This window comes from Streptomyces sp. EDA2-14 (assembly GCF_054963755.1).
On record NZ_JBUEGE010000008.1, the window covers coordinates 125,147 to 143,414 of the forward strand.

The 18,268-nt window shown below is 70.3% G+C and carries 16 protein-coding genes; 1 reads left to right on the plus strand and 15 read right to left on the minus strand.

Annotated features, from left to right (window positions below; all coding sequences use genetic code 11):
* Positions 1–60: 60 nt before the first annotated feature.
* From metK to pyrR, 13 genes are all read right to left on the minus strand, one after another.
* Positions 61–1,269, minus strand: a complete 1,209-nt coding sequence (gene metK / locus ACY34M_RS21235) for a methionine adenosyltransferase (RefSeq protein WP_462719611.1) — start codon at positions 1,267–1,269, stop codon at positions 61–63.
* 291 nt (positions 1,270–1,560) lie between these two features.
* On the minus strand, positions 1,561–2,841 hold the full coding sequence (gene coaBC / locus ACY34M_RS21240) for a bifunctional phosphopantothenoylcysteine decarboxylase/phosphopantothenate--cysteine ligase CoaBC (protein ID WP_462719610.1): 1,281 nt from the start codon (positions 2,839–2,841) through the stop codon (positions 1,561–1,563).
* A gap of 58 nt (positions 2,842–2,899) precedes the next feature.
* Complete coding sequence (gene rpoZ / locus ACY34M_RS21245; protein ID WP_005319902.1) at positions 2,900–3,172, minus strand: DNA-directed RNA polymerase subunit omega; 273 nt, start codon at positions 3,170–3,172, stop codon at positions 2,900–2,902.
* Between the two features lie 35 nt (positions 3,173–3,207).
* Positions 3,208–3,765 carry a guanylate kinase gene (gene gmk / locus ACY34M_RS21250; protein WP_462719609.1) on the minus strand — a complete coding sequence of 186 codons (558 nt, stop codon included), beginning with the start codon at positions 3,763–3,765 and terminating at the stop codon, positions 3,208–3,210.
* A 72-nt stretch (positions 3,766–3,837) separates the two neighbouring features.
* Positions 3,838–4,161 carry an integration host factor gene (locus tag ACY34M_RS21255; RefSeq protein WP_026246651.1) on the minus strand — a complete coding sequence of 108 codons (324 nt, stop codon included), beginning with the start codon at positions 4,159–4,161 and terminating at the stop codon, positions 3,838–3,840.
* A 334-nt stretch (positions 4,162–4,495) separates the two neighbouring features.
* Positions 4,496–5,341 (minus strand): orotidine-5'-phosphate decarboxylase, encoded by an 846-nt coding sequence (pyrF, locus tag ACY34M_RS21260; RefSeq protein ID WP_462719608.1) that lies wholly within the window; start codon positions 5,339–5,341, stop codon positions 4,496–4,498.
* Positions 5,338–6,444, minus strand: a complete 1,107-nt coding sequence (locus ACY34M_RS21265; RefSeq protein ID WP_462719607.1) for a quinone-dependent dihydroorotate dehydrogenase — start codon at positions 6,442–6,444, stop codon at positions 5,338–5,340. The genes pyrF and ACY34M_RS21265 overlap by 4 nt, the downstream gene beginning before the upstream one ends.
* Positions 6,445–6,524: 80 nt before the next feature.
* Positions 6,525–9,833 carry a carbamoyl-phosphate synthase large subunit gene (carB, locus tag ACY34M_RS21270; RefSeq protein ID WP_462719606.1) on the minus strand — a complete coding sequence of 1,103 codons (3,309 nt, stop codon included), beginning with the start codon at positions 9,831–9,833 and terminating at the stop codon, positions 6,525–6,527.
* On the minus strand, positions 9,826–10,968 hold the full coding sequence (gene carA / locus ACY34M_RS21275) for a glutamine-hydrolyzing carbamoyl-phosphate synthase small subunit (protein ID WP_462719605.1): 1,143 nt from the start codon (positions 10,966–10,968) through the stop codon (positions 9,826–9,828). The genes carB and carA overlap by 8 nt, the downstream gene beginning before the upstream one ends.
* Positions 10,965–11,537: a PH-like domain-containing protein gene (locus tag ACY34M_RS21280; RefSeq protein WP_462719719.1), complete on the minus strand. Its 573-nt coding sequence runs from the start codon at positions 11,535–11,537 to the stop codon at positions 10,965–10,967. Before ACY34M_RS21280 ends, carA begins: the two co-directional genes overlap by 4 nt.
* A 5-nt stretch (positions 11,538–11,542) precedes the next feature.
* Complete coding sequence (locus ACY34M_RS21285) at positions 11,543–12,832, minus strand: dihydroorotase (protein WP_462719604.1); 1,290 nt, start codon at positions 12,830–12,832, stop codon at positions 11,543–11,545.
* Between the two features lie 2 nt (positions 12,833–12,834).
* Entirely contained in the window at positions 12,835–13,815 is a 981-nt protein-coding gene (locus ACY34M_RS21290) for an aspartate carbamoyltransferase catalytic subunit (RefSeq protein ID WP_462719603.1), read from the minus strand.
* A gap of 102 nt (positions 13,816–13,917) precedes the next feature.
* Positions 13,918–14,490: a bifunctional pyr operon transcriptional regulator/uracil phosphoribosyltransferase PyrR gene (gene pyrR, locus ACY34M_RS21295; protein ID WP_462719602.1), complete on the minus strand. Its 573-nt coding sequence runs from the start codon at positions 14,488–14,490 to the stop codon at positions 13,918–13,920.
* 243 nt (positions 14,491–14,733) lie between these two features.
* Here pyrR and bldD point away from each other — a divergent pair, with 243 nt between their 5' ends.
* A complete protein-coding gene (bldD, locus tag ACY34M_RS21300) occupies positions 14,734–15,234 on the plus strand; it encodes a transcriptional regulator BldD (protein ID WP_266721805.1) in 501 nt (166 codons plus the stop codon).
* Between the two features lie 80 nt (positions 15,235–15,314).
* Here the strand turns inward: bldD and ACY34M_RS21305 are convergent, their stop codons facing one another.
* Positions 15,315–16,763 (minus strand): pyridoxal phosphate-dependent decarboxylase family protein, encoded by a 1,449-nt coding sequence (locus tag ACY34M_RS21305; RefSeq protein WP_462719601.1) that lies wholly within the window; start codon positions 16,761–16,763, stop codon positions 15,315–15,317.
* Positions 16,760–18,268, minus strand: a complete 1,509-nt coding sequence (locus ACY34M_RS21310; RefSeq protein ID WP_462719600.1) for an MFS transporter — start codon at positions 18,266–18,268, stop codon at positions 16,760–16,762. Before ACY34M_RS21310 ends, ACY34M_RS21305 begins: the two co-directional genes overlap by 4 nt.

The following is an 18,268-nucleotide window of genomic DNA, read 5'->3' on the forward strand; positions in this document are numbered from 1 at the left end:
GACACGAAGGCCCGGCCCTCCCGAAGGAGAACCGGGCCCGTCGGAGTCCGGAAACGGAACCTACAGCCCCGCCGCCTTGCGCAGCGCGTCCACGCGGTCCGTCTTCTCCCACGTGAAGTCGGGCAGCGCGCGCCCGAAGTGGCCGTAGGCGGCCGTCTGGGAGTAGATCGGGCGGAGCAGGTCGAGGTCGCGGATGATCGCGGCCGGGCGGAGGTCGAAGACCTCGGAGATCGCGGCCTCGATCTTGTCCGTGTCGACCGTCGCCGTACCGAAGGTCTCCACGAAGAGACCGACCGGCTCGGCCTTGCCGATCGCGTAGGCGACCTGGACCTCGCAGCGCGCGGCGAGACCCGCGGCCACGACGTTCTTGGCGACCCAGCGCATGGCGTACGCGGCGGAGCGGTCGACCTTGGACGGGTCCTTGCCGGAGAAGGCACCGCCGCCGTGGCGGGCGTAGCCGCCGTACGTGTCGATGATGATCTTGCGGCCGGTCAGACCGGCGTCGCCCATCGGGCCGCCGATCTCGAAGCGACCGGTCGGGTTGACCAGCAGGCGGTAGTTCTCGGTCTCCAGCTTGATGCCGTCGTCGAGGAGGGCCTTCAGCTCGGGCTCGACCACGAACTCGCGGATGTCGGGCGCGAGGAGGGAGTCCAGGTCGATGTCGCTCGCGTGCTGCGAGGAGACGACGACCGTGTCCAGGCGGACCGCCTTGTCGCCGTCGTACTCGATGGTGACCTGGGTCTTGCCGTCGGGGCGCAGGTAGGGGATCGTCCCGTTCTTGCGCACCTCGGACAGGCGGCGCGAGAGGCGGTGCGCGAGGTGGATCGGGAGCGGCATGAGCTCCGGCGTCTCGTCGCACGCGTAGCCGAACATCAGGCCCTGGTCGCCCGCGCCCTGCTTGTCGAGCTCGTCCTCGTCGCCCTCGACGCGCTTCTCGTACGCCGTGTCGACGCCCTGCGCGATGTCGGGCGACTGCGAGCCGATGGAGACCGAGACGCCGCAGGACGCGCCGTCGAAGCCCTTCTTCGACGAGTCGTAGCCGATCTCGAGGATCTTGTCGCGCACGAGCTGCGCGATCGGCGCGTACGCCTTCGTGGTCACCTCGCCGGCCACGTGCACGAGGCCGGTGGTGATCAGCGTCTCGACGGCGACGCGGGACGAGGGGTCCTCGCGGAGCAGCGCGTCGAGAATGGTGTCGCTGATCTGGTCAGCGATCTTGTCGGGGTGACCCTCGGTCACGGACTCCGAGGTGAACAGGCGACGGGACACAACGCTCCCTGTGGTTGCAGCGGCTGCTGGCTGATCATTTGACGGATGGTGCGGGGGGCTGCGCCCGGCACCTTCCGGGAACAGTTTATCGGTCGTACTCGGCCGCCGGGTCACGTGTCTCGCCCTGTGGGAGCGCTGTGACCTGCGACACCGCATTCTGCGATACGACGATCGGTCTTCGGAAGGGTACTGCTCGCCCGAAATTAGCTCGTTTTCGGGGTTTCGGCGGTTCCGGAGCAGCGGAAGTGAAATTCGTCCACAAACGGAATTCCGCGCGTGTTCGGCAAAGGTTCAGTCCGCCGACCGAGGGACCAGGCGGCGCGCCGTCTCGTCCCAGATGCGGTCGGCGAGCGCTTCCTTCGGGCCGTACGGGACGGGCGTCTCGCCGCCGTCCGCGCCCAGGATCACGGCCTCGTTCTCCTCGGAGCCGAAGGTCTTGCGCTCCCCCACCTCGTTCACGACGAGCAGGTCGCAGCCCTTGCGGGCGAGCTTGGCGCGGCCGTTCGCGAGGACGTCGTCGGTCTCGGCGGCGAAGCCGACGACCACCTGGCCGGGGCGGGGGCGGCCGGCGGAGAGCTCGGCGAGGATGTCCGGGTTGCGGACGAGCGCGATGGGCGCAGGTTCCTCGCCGTCCTTCTTCTTGATCTTCCCGGTGGCGTAGGCCTCGGGGCGGAAGTCGGCGACGGCCGCCGCCATGACGACCGCGTCGGCGTCGGCGGCCGCCTTGAGCGCCGCCTCGCGCAGCTGCACGGCCGTGCCCACGCGGACGACGTCGACGCCCGCAGGATCCGGAAGGTCCGCGTTCGCCGAGAGCAGCGTGACGCGGGCGCCGCGCGCGACCGCCGTGCGGGCGAGCGCGTAGCCCTGCTTTCCGGAGGAGCGGTTGCCGAGGAAGCGGACCGGGTCGAGCGGTTCGCGGGTGCCGCCGGCGCTGACGACGACGTGGCGTCCTGCGAGGTCCTGGACCGCGGCATCGGCGCCGCGGGCAAGGACCCGGCGTACGTACTCGAAGATCTCCGTCGGGTCCGGGAAGCGGCCCTTGCCGGTGTCGACGCCGGTGAGGCGGCCGACCGCGGGCTCGATGACGAGGGCGCCGCGGCGGCGCAGCGTCGCGACGTTCTCCTGCGTGGCCGGGTGCTCCCACATCTCGGTGTGCATCGCGGGCGCGAAGACGACCGGACATCGGGCGGTGAGGAGGGTGTTCGTGAGGAGGTCGTCGGCGAGGCCGTGGGCCGCCTTGGCGAGCATGTCGGCCGTGGCGGGGGCGACGATCACGAGGTCCGCGTGCTGGCCGATGCGGACGTGCGGCACCTCGTGGACCGAGTCCCAGACCTCGGTCGAGACCGGGTTCCCGGAGAGCGCGGACCAGGTCGCGGCGCCGACGAAGTGCAGCGCCGAGTCGGTGGGCACGACGCGCACGTCGTGGCCGGACTCCGTCAGTCGACGCAGCAGCTCGCACGCCTTGTAGGCGGCGATTCCGCCGCTGACCCCCAGAACGACCTTCGGCTTCGACACCGGTTCTCCCCTGAATCGCGGACGTACGACTTCTGTGTCGCGGACGTACGACTCCATGACACACCACAGGCCCGGCAGCCGCGCTGCCGGGCCTGAAGTACCGAAACGACGAGCTTTACTGCGCCGGGCCCTCGATGGCCTCGGACGTCAGCAGCCCCGCGTTGATCTCACGAAGGGCGATCGAGAGCGGCTTCTCGTGGACGTGCGTGTCCACCAGCGGGCCGACGTACTCGAGCAGGCCCTCACCGAGCTGCGAGTAGTACGCGTTGATCTGACGCGCGCGCTTGGCGGCGTAGATGACCAGGCTGTACTTCGAGTCGGTGGCCTCAAGAAGCTCATCAATCGGCGGGTTGATGATGCCCTCGGGCGCGGTGATGGAAGAGGACACTCTCTGCCTTCCGATGGGGTAAAGACTGCTAAAGATCAAAGAACTTTCATCAAGGCTAGCAGCTCACCGGCCACGCCCTCGACGGAGGTATTGACAAGCGTGGTGTCGAACTCCGATTCGGCGGCCAGTTCCACCTTGGCGGCCTCGAGGCGGCGCTCGACGACCTCCGGCGCCTCCGTGCCCCGTCCGGTGAGCCGGCGGACCAGCTCGTCCCAGCTCGGCGGGGCCAGGAAGACCAGCTGCGCCTCGGGCATCGATTCCCTGACCAGACGTGCGCCCTGGAGGTCGATCTCGAGCAGCACCGGCTCCCCCGCCTCCAGGCGGTCGAGCACGGCACGGCGCGGGGTGCCGTAACGGTTCCCCGCGAACTCGGCCCACTCGAGGAGCTCACCGTTGGCGATCAGCTTGTCCATCTCTTCGTCGCTGACGAAGAAGTACTGGACACCGTGCTTCTCGCCGGGGCGCGGCTTGCGGGTCGTGGCCGACACCGAGAGCCAGACCTCGGGGTGTTCCTTGCGCATATGGGCGACAACCGTGCTCTTGCCGACCCCCGAGGGGCCGGAGAGCACGGTCAGCCGCGGACGTTCACTCATGCAGCGATTATTCCAGTTGTTCCGGAGTGCCCGGACCAGCCCCGGCCTTCGGTCCGGGGCGGTCGCGGTCGCTCAGGCGCCGGTGCTGCCGAACTCGCGCTCCAGGGAGGCGATCTGGTTGGAACCGAGACCGCGCACCCGGCGGGATTCGGAGATCCCGAGACGCTCCATGATCTGCTTGGCGCGGACCTTGCCCACGCCCGGCAGGGACTCGAGGAGGGCGGAGACCTTCATCTTTCCGATGACGTCGTTCTCCTGGCCCTGCTTGATGACCTCGTGGAGGGAGGCGCCGGAGTGCTTGAGTCGATTCTTGACCTCGGCCCGCTCCCGGCGAGCCGCGGCGGCCTTTTCGAGCGCGGCTGCGCGCTGTTCAGGGGTAAGGGGCGGAAGAGCCACGCCTACGTCACCTCGGATGTCGAACTGTCGGATACGGACCGGTGAGGAACCTAGTCGCCCCACACCTGGGGAGCAACGAACAACCCGCTGGCGTGCAGTTGTCCGTTGACTCTCGACGGAGACTAGCGGGCATGGCCGCCAGAGTCAGCGAGAACAGACGAAAAGTCCTGGTCAGCCTCTGTCGAGCCGTACATTCCGGGCAAAACGACCCGTAAACAAGACAGGATTCGGACGCAAAACCCGAGGTCGGCACCGAGTGCCACCCTTAAACCTCGCGCCGAACCCCACTCCGAACCTCCGCCGAACCCACGCCGAATCCGCGCGAACCGCCGCGTCAGGCCGCGGCGACGGCCGCCCGCACCTCGTCCGCGAACCGGACGGAGGCGTCCCGCAGAGCGGCGACCGAGGGCCCCGCCTTGAGGACTCCACGGCTCACATTCGGGACGACATTGCGGACGGCGGAGCCGAACACCGCCGGAAGATCGGCCGCCGTGGCACCCTGCGCCCCGATGCCGGGCGCGAGGAGCGGGCCGTTGATGTCCAGCTCGTACGAGGACAGGTCGCCGAGCGTCGCGCCGACCACGGCACCGAAGGAGCCCATGGGCGTCTCGCCCGCGTTCTCCTCGGCGAGGTGCCCGAGCATCGTCGCCCCCACGTTGCGGCCGTCCGCGCGGACCGCGTGCTGGACCTCGCCGCCCTCGGGGTTGGAGGTGAGGGCGAGGACGAAGAGCCCCGCGCCGGACTCGCGGGCCAGGTCGACGGCCGGCTTCAGGGACCCGTAGCCGAGGTACGGCGACACGGTCAGGGCGTCCGAGAACAGCGGCGAGTCCTTGTGCAGGAAGGTCTCCGCGTACGCGGTCATGGTGGAGCCGATGTCGCCGCGCTTGGCGTCCATGACGACGAGGGTCCCGGCGGCGCGCAGGTCTGCCACGGCCCGCTCCAGGACGGCGACGCCGCGCGAGCCGAACCGCTCGAAGAACGCCATCTGCGGCTTGACCACGGCGACCGTGTCGGCGAGCGCCTCGACGCAGGTGCGCGTGAAGGACTCCAGGCCCGCGATGTCGTCGTTCAGGCCCCAGGAGGACAGCAGGGCGGCGTGCGGGTCGATGCCGACGCAGAGCGGGCCGCGCTCGTCCATGACGCGGCGCAGGCGTGCGCCGAAGGGGTCCATCGAGGTCATGCGGAAGCCTTCTTCCTGACATCGGCGCCGATCGCGTCGGCGAGCGTGGCGTGCTGGGACTCCCGCAGCCGGGCGGCGAGGCCCTTGTGGATCGCGCGGGCGTAGCAGGGGCCTTCGTAGATGAAGGCCGAGTAGCCCTGGACGAGCGTGGCACCGGCGAGGATGCGCTGCCAGGCGTCCTCGGCGGTCTCGATGCCTCCGACGCCCACGAGGGTGATCCGGTCGCCCACGCGCGCGTAGAGGCGCCTCAGGACCTCCAGGGAGCGCTCCTTGAGGGGCGCGCCGGACAGGCCGCCGGTCTCGTTCACGACGTCGCCCTTGGTGGCAAGGCCCTCGCGGGTGATCGTCGTGTTCGTGGCGATGATGCCGTCGAGACCGAGTTCCACGGCGAGGTCGGCGACCGCGTCGACGTCCTCGTCGGCGAGGTCGGGCGCGATCTTCACGAGGAGCGGGACGCGGCGGGACGTGACGGTGCGGTCGGCGGCCTCGCGCACGGCGCTGAGCAGCGGGCGCAGCGCCTCCGTGGCCTGGAGGTTGCGCAGGCCCGGCGTGTTCGGCGAGGACACGTTCACGACGAGGTAGTCGGCGAACGCGGCGAGCCGCTCGGTCGACTTCACGTAGTCGGCCGCGGCTTCTTCCTCCGGCACGACCTTGGTCTTGCCGATGTTCACGCCGACCGTCGTCTTGAAGACGGGGTTGCGGGAGGCCAGGCGGGCCGCCACGGCGAGCGAGCCCTCGTTGTTGAAGCCCATGCGGTTGATGAGCGCGCGGTCCTGCACGAGGCGGAAGAGGCGCTTCTTGGGGTTGCCCGGCTGGGCCTCCCCCGTCACGGTGCCGATCTCGATGTGGTCGAAGCCGAGCATCGACATGCCGTCGATCGCGACGGCGTTCTTGTCGAAGCCGGCGGCGAGGCCGAAGGGGCCGTGCATGCGCAGGCCCAGGGCCTCCGTACGCAGCTCCTTGTAGCGCGGCGCGAGATACGCGGCCACGAAGGTGCGCAGAACGGGAGTGCGAGCCGCCAGGCGGATCCAGCGGAAGGCCAGGTAGTGGGCCTTCTCGGGGTCCATGCGCTTGAAGACGAGGTGGAAGAACAGCTTGTACATGCCTGAAGTCCTATGGGTCCTCATGAGGCGGTGGCCTCATGAAGAGGGGGACACCGTTTTGGTGTCCCCCTCTTGGGCTGCTAGTCGCGGGCCGCGGTCAGGTGTTCCGCGTGTTCCTGCAGTGAGCGCACGCCCACCTCGCCGTGCCCGAGCGCCTCGATGCCCTGGACGGCCGCGGCGAGCGCCTGGACCGTGGTCAGGCACGGCACGGAGCGGGAGACCGCCGCCGTACGGATGTCGTAGCCGTCGAGGCGGCCGCCGGTGCCGTACGGGGTGTTGACGATCAGGTCGACGTCGCCGGAGTGGATCAGCTGGACGATCGTCTTCTCGCCGTTCGGGCCCTCGCCCTCGGACTGCTTGCGCACGACCGTGGCGTTGATGCCGTTGCGCTTGAGGACCTCGGCCGTGCCGGAGGTGGCGAGCAGCTCGAAGCCGTGGGCGACCAGCTCGCGCGCCGGGAAGATCATCGAGCGCTTGTCGCGGTTGGCGACGGAGATGAACGCCCGGCCCTTCGTCGGCAGCGGACCGTAGGCGCCCGCCTGCGACTTGGCGTACGCCGTGCCGAAGACGGAGTCGATGCCCATGACCTCGCCGGTGGAGCGCATCTCCGGGCCCAGGACCGTGTCGACGCCGCGGCCGTGGATGTCGCGGAAGCGCGACCACGGCATGACGGCCTCCTTGACGGAGATCGGCGCGTCCATCGGCAGCGTGCCGCCGTCGCCGGTCTTCGGGAGCAGGCCCTCGGCGCGCAGCTCGGCGATGGTGGCGCCCAGCGAGATGCGGGCGGCGGCCTTCGCGAGCGGCACCGCGGTCGCCTTCGAGGTGAAGGGGACGGTGCGCGAGGCGCGCGGGTTGGCCTCCAGGACGTAGAGGATGTCCCCGGCCATGGCGAACTGGATGTTGATCAGGCCGCGGACGCCGACGCCCTTGGCGATGCCCTCGGTCGAGGCGCGCAGGCGCTTGATGTCGTAGCCGCCGAGCGTGATCGGGGGCAGGGCGCACGCCGAGTCGCCGGAGTGGATGCCGGCCTCCTCGATGTGCTCCATGACGCCGCCGAGGTAGAGCTCCTCGCCGTCGTACAGCGCGTCGACGTCGATCTCGATGGCGTCGTCGAGGAAGCGGTCGATCAGGACCGGACGCGACGGGCTGATCTCCGTCGACTCCTCGATGTACGCGGACAGGCGGGTCTCGTCGTAGACAATCTCCATGCCGCGGCCGCCGAGCACGTACGAGGGGCGGGCGAGGACCGGGTAGCCGATCTCGTCGGCGATGGCCTTCGCCTCCGCGAACGTCGTGGCGGTGCCGTGCTTCGGGGCCGGGAGGCCGGCCTCGGCGAGCACGCGGCCGAAGGCGCCGCGGTCCTCGGCGGCGTGGATCGCCTCCGGGGGCGTGCCGACGACGGGCACGCCGTTGTCCTTGAGCGCCTGGGCGAGGCCCAGCGGGGTCTGGCCGCCGAGCTGGACGACGACGCCCGCGATCGGGCCCGCGAGGGACTCGGCGTGGACGATCTCCAGGACGTCCTCGAGCGTCAGCGGCTCGAAGTACAGACGGTCGGACGTGTCGTAGTCCGTGGAGACCGTCTCCGGGTTGCAGTTGACCATCACGGTCTCGTAGCCCGCGTCGCTGAGCGCGAAGGAGGCGTGGACGCAGGAGTAGTCGAACTCGATGCCCTGGCCGATGCGGTTCGGGCCGGAGCCGAGGATGATCACGGCGGGCTTCTCGCGCGGCGCGACCTCGCTCTCCTCGTCGTACGAGGAGTAGAAGTACGGCGTCTTGGCGGCGAACTCGGCGGCGCAGGTGTCGACCGTCTTGTAGACCGGGCGGACGCCGAGGGCGTGCCTGACCTCGCGGACGACGTCCTGGCGCAGGCCGCGGATCTCGGCGATCTGCTGGTCGGAGAAGCCGTGCCGCTTGGCCCCGGCGATCAGGTCCTTCGTCAGCTCGGGGGCGGCCGCGAGCTCGTCGGCGACCTCCTTGATGAGGAAGAGCTGGTCGACGAACCACGGGTCGATCTTCGTGTAGTCGAAGATCTCCTCGGGCGTCGCACCGGCGCGGATCGCGTCCATGACGGTGTTGATACGGCCGTCGGTGGGGCGCACCGACGCCTCGAGCAGCTCCTGCTTGTCGCCGGTCTCGCCGACGAAGGAGAACTGCGAGCCCGCCTTCTCCAGGGAGCGCAGCGCCTTCTGGAACGCCTCGGTGAAGTTGCGGCCGATGGCCATGGCCTCGCCGACCGACTTCATGGTCGTGGTCAGCGTGGCGTCGGCGCTCGGGAACTTCTCGAAGGCGAAGCGCGGGGCCTTCACGACCACGTAGTCGAGCGTCGGCTCGAAGGAGGCCGGCGTCTTCTCGGTGATGTCGTTCGGGATCTCGTCCAGCGTGTAGCCGACGGCGAGCTTGGCGGCGATCTTCGCGATCGGGAAGCCCGTCGCCTTGGAGGCCAGCGCGGAGGACCGGGAGACGCGCGGGTTCATCTCGATGACGATGACACGGCCGTCTTCGGGGTTGATCGCGAACTGGATGTTGCAGCCGCCGGTGTCGACGCCGACCTCGCGGATGATCGCGATGCCGATGTCGCGCAGCCGCTGGTACTCACGGTCGGTGAGCGTCATCGACGGGGCGACCGTGATCGAGTCACCGGTGTGCACGCCCATCGGGTCGAAGTTCTCGATGGAGCAGACGACCACGACGTTGTCGTTCTTGTCGCGCATCAGCTCCAGCTCGTACTCCTTCCAGCCGAGGATGGACTCCTCCAGGAGCACCTCGGTGGTCGGGGAGAGCGTGAGGCCCTGACCGGCGATGCGGCGCAGCTCCTCCTCGTCGTGCGCGAAGCCGGAGCCGGCGCCGCCCATGGTGAAGGAGGGGCGGACGACGACCGGGTAGCCGCCGAGCTCCTCGACGCCCCTCATGACGTCGTCCATCGAGTGGCAGATGTACGAGCGGGCGGACTCGCCGTGGCCGATCTTCTTCTTGACCTCTTCGACGACCTCCTTGAAGAGGTCGCGGTCCTCACCCTTGTTGATCGCCTCGACGTTGGCGCCGATCAGCTCGACGCCGTACTTCTCGAGCACGCCCTGGTCGTGCATGGAGATGGCGGTGTTGAGGGCGGTCTGGCCACCGAGGGTGGGCAGCAGCGCGTCCGGGCGCTCCTTGGCGATGATCCGCTCGACGAACTCGGGGGTGATCGGCTCGACGTACGTGGCGTCGGCGATCTCCGGGTCGGTCATGATCGTCGCCGGGTTGGAGTTGACCAGGATGACCCGCAGGCCCTCCTGCTTCAGCACCCGGCAGGCCTGGGTGCCGGAGTAGTCGAACTCCGCGGCCTGGCCGATGACGATCGGGCCCGAGCCGATGACGAGTACGGACTTCAGGTCGTTGCGCTTAGGCACGGGCGGACTCCATCAGAGACACGAAGCGGTCGAAGAGGTACGCGGCGTCGTGCGGACCGGCCGCCGCTTCGGGGTGGTACTGGACGGAGAAGCCCGGCTGGTCGAGCAGCTGGAGCCCCTCCACGACGTTGTCGTTGAGGCACACGTGGGAGACCTCGGCGCGGCCGAACTTGGTGTCGCTCACCTTGTCGAGCGGCGCGTCGACGGCGAAGCCGTGGTTGTGCGCGGTGACCTCGACCTTGCCGGTGGTGCGGTCCTGCACCGGCTGGTTGATGCCGCGGTGGCCGTACTTCAGCTTGAAGGTGCCGAAGCCGAGCGCGCGGCCGAGGATCTGGTTGCCGAAGCAGATGCCGAACAGCGGCGTCTTCTTCTCCAGGACGGCGGTCATCAGCGCGACCGGTCCCTCGGCGGTGGCCGGGTCGCCCGGACCGTTGGAGAAGAACACACCGTCGGGGTTCACGGCGTACACGTCGTCGGGGGACGCGGTGGCCGGCAGCACGTGCACCTCGATGCCGCGCTCGGCCATCCGGTGCGGGGTCATGCCCTTGATGCCGAGGTCGATCGCGGCGACGGTGAACTTCTTCTCGCCGATCGCGGGGACGACGTACGTCTCCTTGGTGGCGACCTCCTCGTAGAGGGAGGCGCCCTTCATCTGGGGCTGCGCCTGGACGCGCTCGACGAGCTCGGCGTCCGTGGCCAGGGCCTCGCCGGAGAAGATGCCGGAGCGCATGGAGCCGCGCTCGCGCAGGTGGCGGGTGAGGGCGCGGGTGTCGATGCCGCTGATCCCGACGATCTCCTGGGCGACCAGCTCGTCGTCGAGCGAGCGCTTCGCGCGCCAGTTGGAGGGGATACGGGCGGGGTCGCGGACCACGTAGCCCGAGACCCAGATGCGCTTCGACTCGTCGTCCTCGTCGTTCCAGCCCGTGTTGCCGATCTGCGGGGCGGTGGCGACCACGATCTGGCGGTCGTACGACGGGTCGGTGAGGGTCTCCTGGTAGCCGGTCATGCCGGTGGAGAACACGGCCTCGCCGAAGGTCTCCCCCACGGCCCCGTAGGCGCGACCGCGGAACACCCGGCCGTCCTCCAGGACGAGTACGGCGGGAACCTTCTCAGTTCCCCTGGTGGAGGTGGTCATCGTGCGGTGCCTTCCGTCGTGATCTTCGTGTCGATCATGTTGTTGATGGTGGTGACCCATTCGGCCTGCTCAGCCGCGTGGTCGGCGCGGAAGCCGGAGTCGATCAGCTTGTCGCCGTGCTCCCAGGTGACGATCAGCAGACCGCCCTCCGTGAGGACCTTGCCGGCGATTCCCTTGTCGAGCCGGGCCTCGCGCAGCGCGGCCGCCGGGACGAAGAAGTCGCTCGCTCCGGGGCGTACGACGTTCAGGCCCTCGCCGGTCAGGCTCAGCTCGACGCGGCTGCGGGTGCCGAGGCCGTGCGCCACGATGCGGTCGAGCCACTGCCCGGCGCTGGTGGAGCCGTGGTACCGGCCGCTCAGCTCCAGTTTCACCGGGCCCTGCTCGGAGGGCGCGCCGGGCAGCTCCGGCAGGTCGCCCTGCAGGGTGCCGCGCCACTTCCAGCCCTGGCGCATCAGCCAGTAGACGAGCGCGATGAACAGGAGCAGGCCGACGATCCAGCCGATCCGGTTCGGCCAGTCCGTCACCTCCGCCGACTTCTGTTCGGCGGCGAGGACAGCGAGTGGTTGCAGAGGTGTCACGCGAGCTTCCCGTCGGCGAGGGTGGCCTTGCCCCGCAGCCAGGTGTGGGTGACGCGCCCCGGCAGCTCACGGCCCTCGTACGGGGTGTTGCGGCTGCGGGAGGCGAAGCCCGCGGGGTCCACGTCCCCACGGTAGTCGGCGTCGACGAGAACCAGGTTCGCGGGCTCACCTGCCGAGACGGGACGTCCATGGCCGTGGGCCCGCCCGATCTCGGCGGGCTTCACGGACATCCGGTCGGCGACGCCGGCCCAGCTCAGCAGGCCCGTCTCGACCATGGTCTGCTGCACGACGCTGAGCGCGGTCTCCAGGCCGACCATGCCCATGGCGGCGGCGGCCCACTCGCAGTCCTTGTCCTCGTGCGGGTGCGGGGCGTGGTCGGTGGCGACGATGTCGATCGTGCCGTCGGCCAGCGCCTCGCGCAGCGCCATGACGTCCTTCTCGGTGCGCAGCGGCGGGTTGACCTTGTAGACCGGGTTGTACGAGCGCACCATCTCGTCGGTGAGCAGCAGGTGGTGCGGGGTGACCTCGGCGGTGACGTCGATGCCGCGGGACTTGGCCCAGCGGACGATCTCGACGCTGCCCGCGGTCGACAGGTGGCAGATGTGGACGCGGGAGCCGACGTGCTCGGCGAGCAGCACGTCGCGGGCGATGATCGACTCCTCGGCGACGGCCGGCCAGCCGCCCAGGCCCAGCTCGGCGGAGACGACGCCCTCGTTCATCTGGGCGCCCTCGGTGAGGCGGGGCTCCTGCGCGTGCTGCGCGACGACGCCGCCGAAGGCCTTCACGTACTCCAGGGCGCGGCGCATGATCACGGCGTCGTGGACGCACTTGCCGTCGTCGGAGAAGACGGTGACTCCGGCGGCGGACTCGTGCATGGCGCCCAGCTCGGCGAGCTTGACGCCCTCCAGGCCGACGGTGACGGCGCCGATGGGCTGCACGTCGCAGTAGCCGTGCTCCTGGCCGAGCCGGTAGACCTGCTCGACGACGCCGGCGGTGTCGGCGACCGGGAACGTGTTGGCCATCGCGAACACGTTCGTGTAGCCACCGGAGGCGGCGGCGCGGGTGCCGGTGAGGACGGTCTCGGAGTCCTCGCGGCCCGGCTCGCGCAGGTGGGTGTGGAGGTCGACGAGGCCCGGCAGGAGGACCTTGCCCCCGGCCTCGACGACGGTCTCGACGCCGTCGGCGGACAGTCCGGTGCCGACCTCGGCGATCACGCCACCGTCGATCAGGACGTCCTGCGGCTCGCCGCCGAGCACCTTCGCACCACGGATAAGGGTCTTGCTCATGATTACTTCGTCTCCTCGGTACGAGAGTGGCTGACGGCGGGCTCGTTGCCGCCGAGAAGCAGGTAGAGGACGGCCATCCGCGTGTGCACGCCGTTGGCGACCTGTTCGATGACCGTGCAGCGGTCGGAGTCGGCGACCTCGGCGGTGATCTCCATGCCGCGGACCATCGGGCCGGGGTGCATCACGATGGAGTGCTCCGGCATCTTCGCCATGCGGTCGCCGTCGAGGCCGTAACGGCGGCTGTACTCGCGCTCGGTCGGGAAGAACGCGGCGTTCATCCGCTCGCGCTGCACGCGCAGCATCATCACCGCGTCGGACTTGGTGAGCGTGGAGTCGAGGTCGTACGCCACCTCGCAGGGCCAGTTCTCGATGCCGACCGGCACCAGGGTGGGCGGCGCGACGAGGGTGACCTCGGCGCCGAGCGTGTGCAGCAGGTCGACGTTGGAGCGGGCGACGCGGCTGTGCAGCACGTCGCCGACGATCGTGACGCGCTTTCCGTCGAGGCCCTTTCCGAGCCCGGCGTCGGGGCCGACGAGGCGGCGGCGCATCGTGAACGCGTCGAGCAGCGCCTGCGTGGGGTGCTGGTGGGTGCCGTCGCCCGCGTTGATGACGGGGGCGTCGATCCAGCCGGAGGTCGCGAGCCGGTACGGGGCGCCGGACGCGCCGTGCCGGATGACGACGGCGTCGACGCCCATGGCCTCGAGGGTCTGGGCGGTGTCCTTGAGGGACTCGCCCTTGGAGACGCTCGACCCCTTGGCGGCGAAGTTGATGACGTCGGCGGACAGACGCTTCTCGGCGGCCTCGAAGGAGATCCGCGTACGCGTCGAGTCCTCGAAGAACAGGTTGCAGATGGTCCGGCCGCGCAGGGCGGGCAGTTTCTTGATGGGCCGGTCGGCGACGCGGGCCATCTCCTCGGCGGTGTCGAGGATGTGCACGGCATCGTCGCGGGAGAGGTCGGCGGCCGAGATGAGGTGTCGCATCATCTGGGGTGCTCCGTAAGGCAGTTCAGGAGATTCAGGGCATACGGGCGCGCGAGGGCACACCTGTCGGGCCGTACGCGCGCACGCGCACGGCAGGAAGGGGTGCTACTGCTCGGCCGCCTTGGTGTCCGGCTTGGCACCGAGCAGCACGGCGTCGCGGCCGTCCTCCTCGGCGAGCTGGACCTTGACCGTCTCCCGCAGCGACGTGGGGAGGTTCTTGCCGACGTAGTCGGCACGGATGGGAAGTTCGCGGTGGCCGCGGTCGACGAGGACGGCGAGCTGCACGGCACGGGGGCGCCCGATGTCGTTCAGGGCGTCGAGGGCGGCGCGGATGGTGCGGCCGGAGAAGAGCACGTCGTCGACGAGGACGACGAGGCGGCCGTCGATGCCGTCACCGGGGATCTCGGTGCGGGCGAGCGCGCGCGGCGGGTGCATGCGCAGGTCGTCGCGGTACATCGTGATGTCGAGCGAGCCGACGGGGATGGCGCGGCCGGTGATCTCTTCGAGCTTCTCGGCGAGCCTGCGGGCGAGGAAGACGCCTCGCGTGGGAATGCCCAGGAGAACCACGTCCTCGGCGCCCTTGGCGCGCTCGACGATCTCGTGGGCGATACGGGTCAGTACCCGCGCGATGTCAGGGCCTTCGAGTACGGGCCGGGCATCGGACTGCTGCGTGTCCATACGAAACGGACCTCCTTCTCCGCCTCACGGGACGGACCTTAAAGGACGTCTAATTTGCGTCGTCAACACTACCAGCCCTCACAACGTCGCTGATCACCCGCCTGGAGGTGCGGGACGGCCGAATTCACGAGAAGGTCGGTACGGACCATTCGGCTTGACGCGGCCAAGTAACGCTGCGTAACCTCACAGTGAGTTACAGCCACGCGGCGCAGCCGCTTAGTGATGCAGTGTCCGGGGAGCTATATGTCCAGCGAATACGCCAAACAGCTCGGGGCCAAGCTCCGCGCGATCCGTACCCAGCAGGGCCTTTCCCTCCACGGTGTCGAGGAGAAGTCCCAGGGACGCTGGAAGGCGGTCGTGGTGGGGTCGTACGAGCGCGGCGACCGTGCCGTGACCGTGCAGCGCCTCGCCGAACTGGCGGACTTCTACGGCGTTCCGGTGCAGGAGTTGCTGCCGGGCACCACCCCGGGTGGCGCCGCCGAGCCGCCGCCGAAGCTGCGCCTCGACCTGGAGCGGCTGGCCCACGTGCCGCCGGAGAAGGCGGGCCCGCTGCAGCGTTACGCCGCCACGATCCAGTCGCAGCGCGGTGACTACAACGGCAAGGTGCTCTCGATCCGCCAGGACGACCTGCGCACCCTCGCCGTCATCTACGACCAGTCGCCCTCGGTCCTCACCGAGCAGCTGATCAGCTGGGGCGTGCTGGACGCGGACGCGCGGCGCGCTGTGGCGCACGACGACGTCTGATCCGAGCGCACACAGCAGAAACGTCACAGCCCTGAGGGGGCGGAGCGATTGCGCTCCGCCCCCTCAGGCGTTTCCGCGCCTCAGACGCGGTACAGGCGGCCGATGACCTCGGGCAGCAGGCGGGCGCTCAGCCTCGGCGGGAGCGCCTGGAGCACCGCCAGTACAGGGGCCATCCGCTCGGGCAGCCGGCCGCCCTCGCCCACCCCGGCGAGCGCGAGCGCGAGCTCGACCTCCTCCTCGCTCAGCGCGTCGGGATCCAGCGTGGCAGCGGCCTCGACGATCTCCGGATCCACCCGAACGGGCCCCAGTTCCCGGGCCCGTTCCACCGCCTTCTCCAGCTCTGCGAGGAGCAGCCGCACGGTCTCCTCTTGCGCGACCGCCGCGGTCACTGTCAGATGCAGGGTCGCCGGCGACGCCCCGAACGCCGGCTGCGGCTGTAGGTACCAGCCACTTCCGCGCATCTCGTCCGCGACCACGAAGACGTCGACGTCCGGGTCGTCGGAGGCCACGGCGATCAGGGACGCCTCGGGCCGCGCGGCGAGCCGCAGCCCGTCGATTCGCTCAACGCCCTCGGCGAGCGCGCGAGTGGTCCGGTGTACGCGCGTCGACAGCGCCGCGTAACCTTCCGTCCCGACGCGCTCCGTCACCGCCCAGGCCGCCGCGAGGGGGCCCGCCGACTTGGTGCCCTGGAGCGTGGAGTTGACGACGGGGTAGCCGGGCCAGGCCGCGTGCGCGAACCAACCGTGCCGGCGCAGCCCCGCGTCCCGGAAGAGCAGCAGCGAGGCGCCCTTCGCCGTGTACGCGTACTTGTGCAGGTCCACGGAGAGCGACGTCACGCCGGGGACGGTCAGGTCGAACTCCGGCAGGTGTGCGTCCGGCACGTCCTGCACCTGCTGCGCGGCGTGCCGCAGGTGCCCGAGGTACCAGCCGCCGATGCACGCGTCGACGTGGCACGGCACCCCGCGCCGCTCCGCCTCCCGCGCCACCTCGACGACCGGGTCGACGACACCGTGTGCGTACGAGGGGGCGGAGACGACGACCAGGGCGGTGCGCCCGGAGATCGCCGCCGCCATGTCGGCCGGGCGCACCTTGAAGGTGTCCGGGTCGACGGGGACGCTCACCACGCGCAGGCCGAAGAGTTCGGCGGCCTTGTGGAAGGCGGCGTGCGCGGTCTCCGGCAACACGAGTTCGGGCTCGGTCACGCCGCGCTCCGTGCGGGCGTACTGACGCGCCGTCAGCACGGCGAGCAGGCAGCTCTCCGTGCCGCCGCTGGTGAACGTGCCCGCGCTGCCGCCGAGCAGCGCGGTGGCGCGTCGCACCAGGTCGTTCTCCAGCTCGACGACGCTCGGGAACGCCGTCATGTCGAGCCCGTTGACCCCGGCGAAGGCGGCCTGCGCGGCGTTCGCCAGCTCGTCGAGCCCTTCGAGCCCGGAGTCGTAGACGTACGCCATGGTGCGTCCGCCGTGCACCGGCAGATCGCCGGCGCGCAGGGCGGACAGGCGCGCCAGGGTGGGGTCGTCGGTCGTCATGCGGACTCCTCGTCTCGCTGCGTGGGCGGTGGGGATGCGGTGGACTCGTCGGCATCGGTGCGCATGCGGACCAGTTCGGCCTCGCCGAGGCGGTATCGGGCCAGCAGCGGAAGGCTCAAGCCGAGCAGCAGGGCGGGCAGCGCGCCGAAGCCGACGACGATCGCGGTGAGCGCCGAGTCGGGTTGTGCGACGCGGTCGGCGGCATCGGAGGAGACGAACCCGCCCACGGCGAGGACCAGACCGAACAGGCCGGGTCCCAGGGCGAGTCCGAGCGTCTCCCCCGCGGTCCACAGCCCGGTGAAGACCCCGGCCCTGCGCCGCCCGCTGGTGTAGCCGTCGGCGGCGATCGCGTCGCCGAGCATCGCGAGCGGCAGCATCTGCATGCCCGCGTACCCGACACCGGCGACGGCCACGGCGACGTAGATCAGCGCTGTCGGCAGCTCGCGTCCCGCGGCGGCGCCCAGGGCTCCCAGCAGGAAGCACAGGGAGGCGGCGACCGCCGCGTTCCGCTTGCCCGTTCGGCGCCCGGCGGCCAGCCACAGCGGCATCGCGAGCAGCGACGGCACGATGAGGCAGGCGAACAGGTCGGTGGTGGCGCTCGGCCGGTCGAGGATGTACGTCGCAAAGTACTGGGTGCCGGCGAGCATCAGGCCGGACGCGGCGGCCTGCACGACGTACGCGCCGAACAGCCACCAGAAGGGCGCGTTGCCGCGCGCGGCACGCAGCTGGGCGCGGAGGCTGGATTCGCTCGTCGTACGTATGACGTCGGGTGGGGCAGATGGGGCGTCGCGCGTTGTACGTATGACCTCGGGTGGGGCAGGTGAGGCGTCGCGCGTTGTACGTATGACGTCCCGGGTTCTCCGTATGACGTCGCGCGTTCCCGCCGTGGCGAGGACGGCGGCCAGCATCCCCACCGCGAGCAGTGCGCCGATCACCACACCCATCAGCCGGTACCCGCCCGCGCTCCCCCGCTCGTCGCCGGAGGCGCCCGCGAGAATCGGGGCGACGGAGCCGGACAGCAGGATGGCCACGGCGAGGAAGGCGACGCGCCACGCCATGACGCGGGCCCGTTCGTCCGGGTCCCCGGTGAGTTCCGCGGGCAGCGCGACGTAGGGGACTTGGAAGCAGGCGTACGCGGAGGCGCTGAGCAGGAAGAGGACGGCGACGTACGCGGCGGCGGGCCCGCCTTCGAGTCCGGCGGGCGCGGCGAACATGCCCGCGAAGCAGAGCGGCAGGGTGAGCGCGCCGAGCAGCATCCAGGAGCGGCGCGGCCCCAGGCGCGCGCGGGTGCTGCGGTCGGAGCGGCCGCCGACCCACGGGTTGAACAGCACGTCCCACGCCTTGGGCAGGAAGACCAGCAGCCCGGCCAGGCCCGCTCCGACTCCGAGCACATCGGTCAGGTAGTACAGCAGCAACAGACCGGGAACCGTGCCGAAGGTGCCGGTGGCGAGGGAGCCGAGTCCGTAACCGACGCGCACGCGCGCGGGGAGGCCTGTCGGTGACAT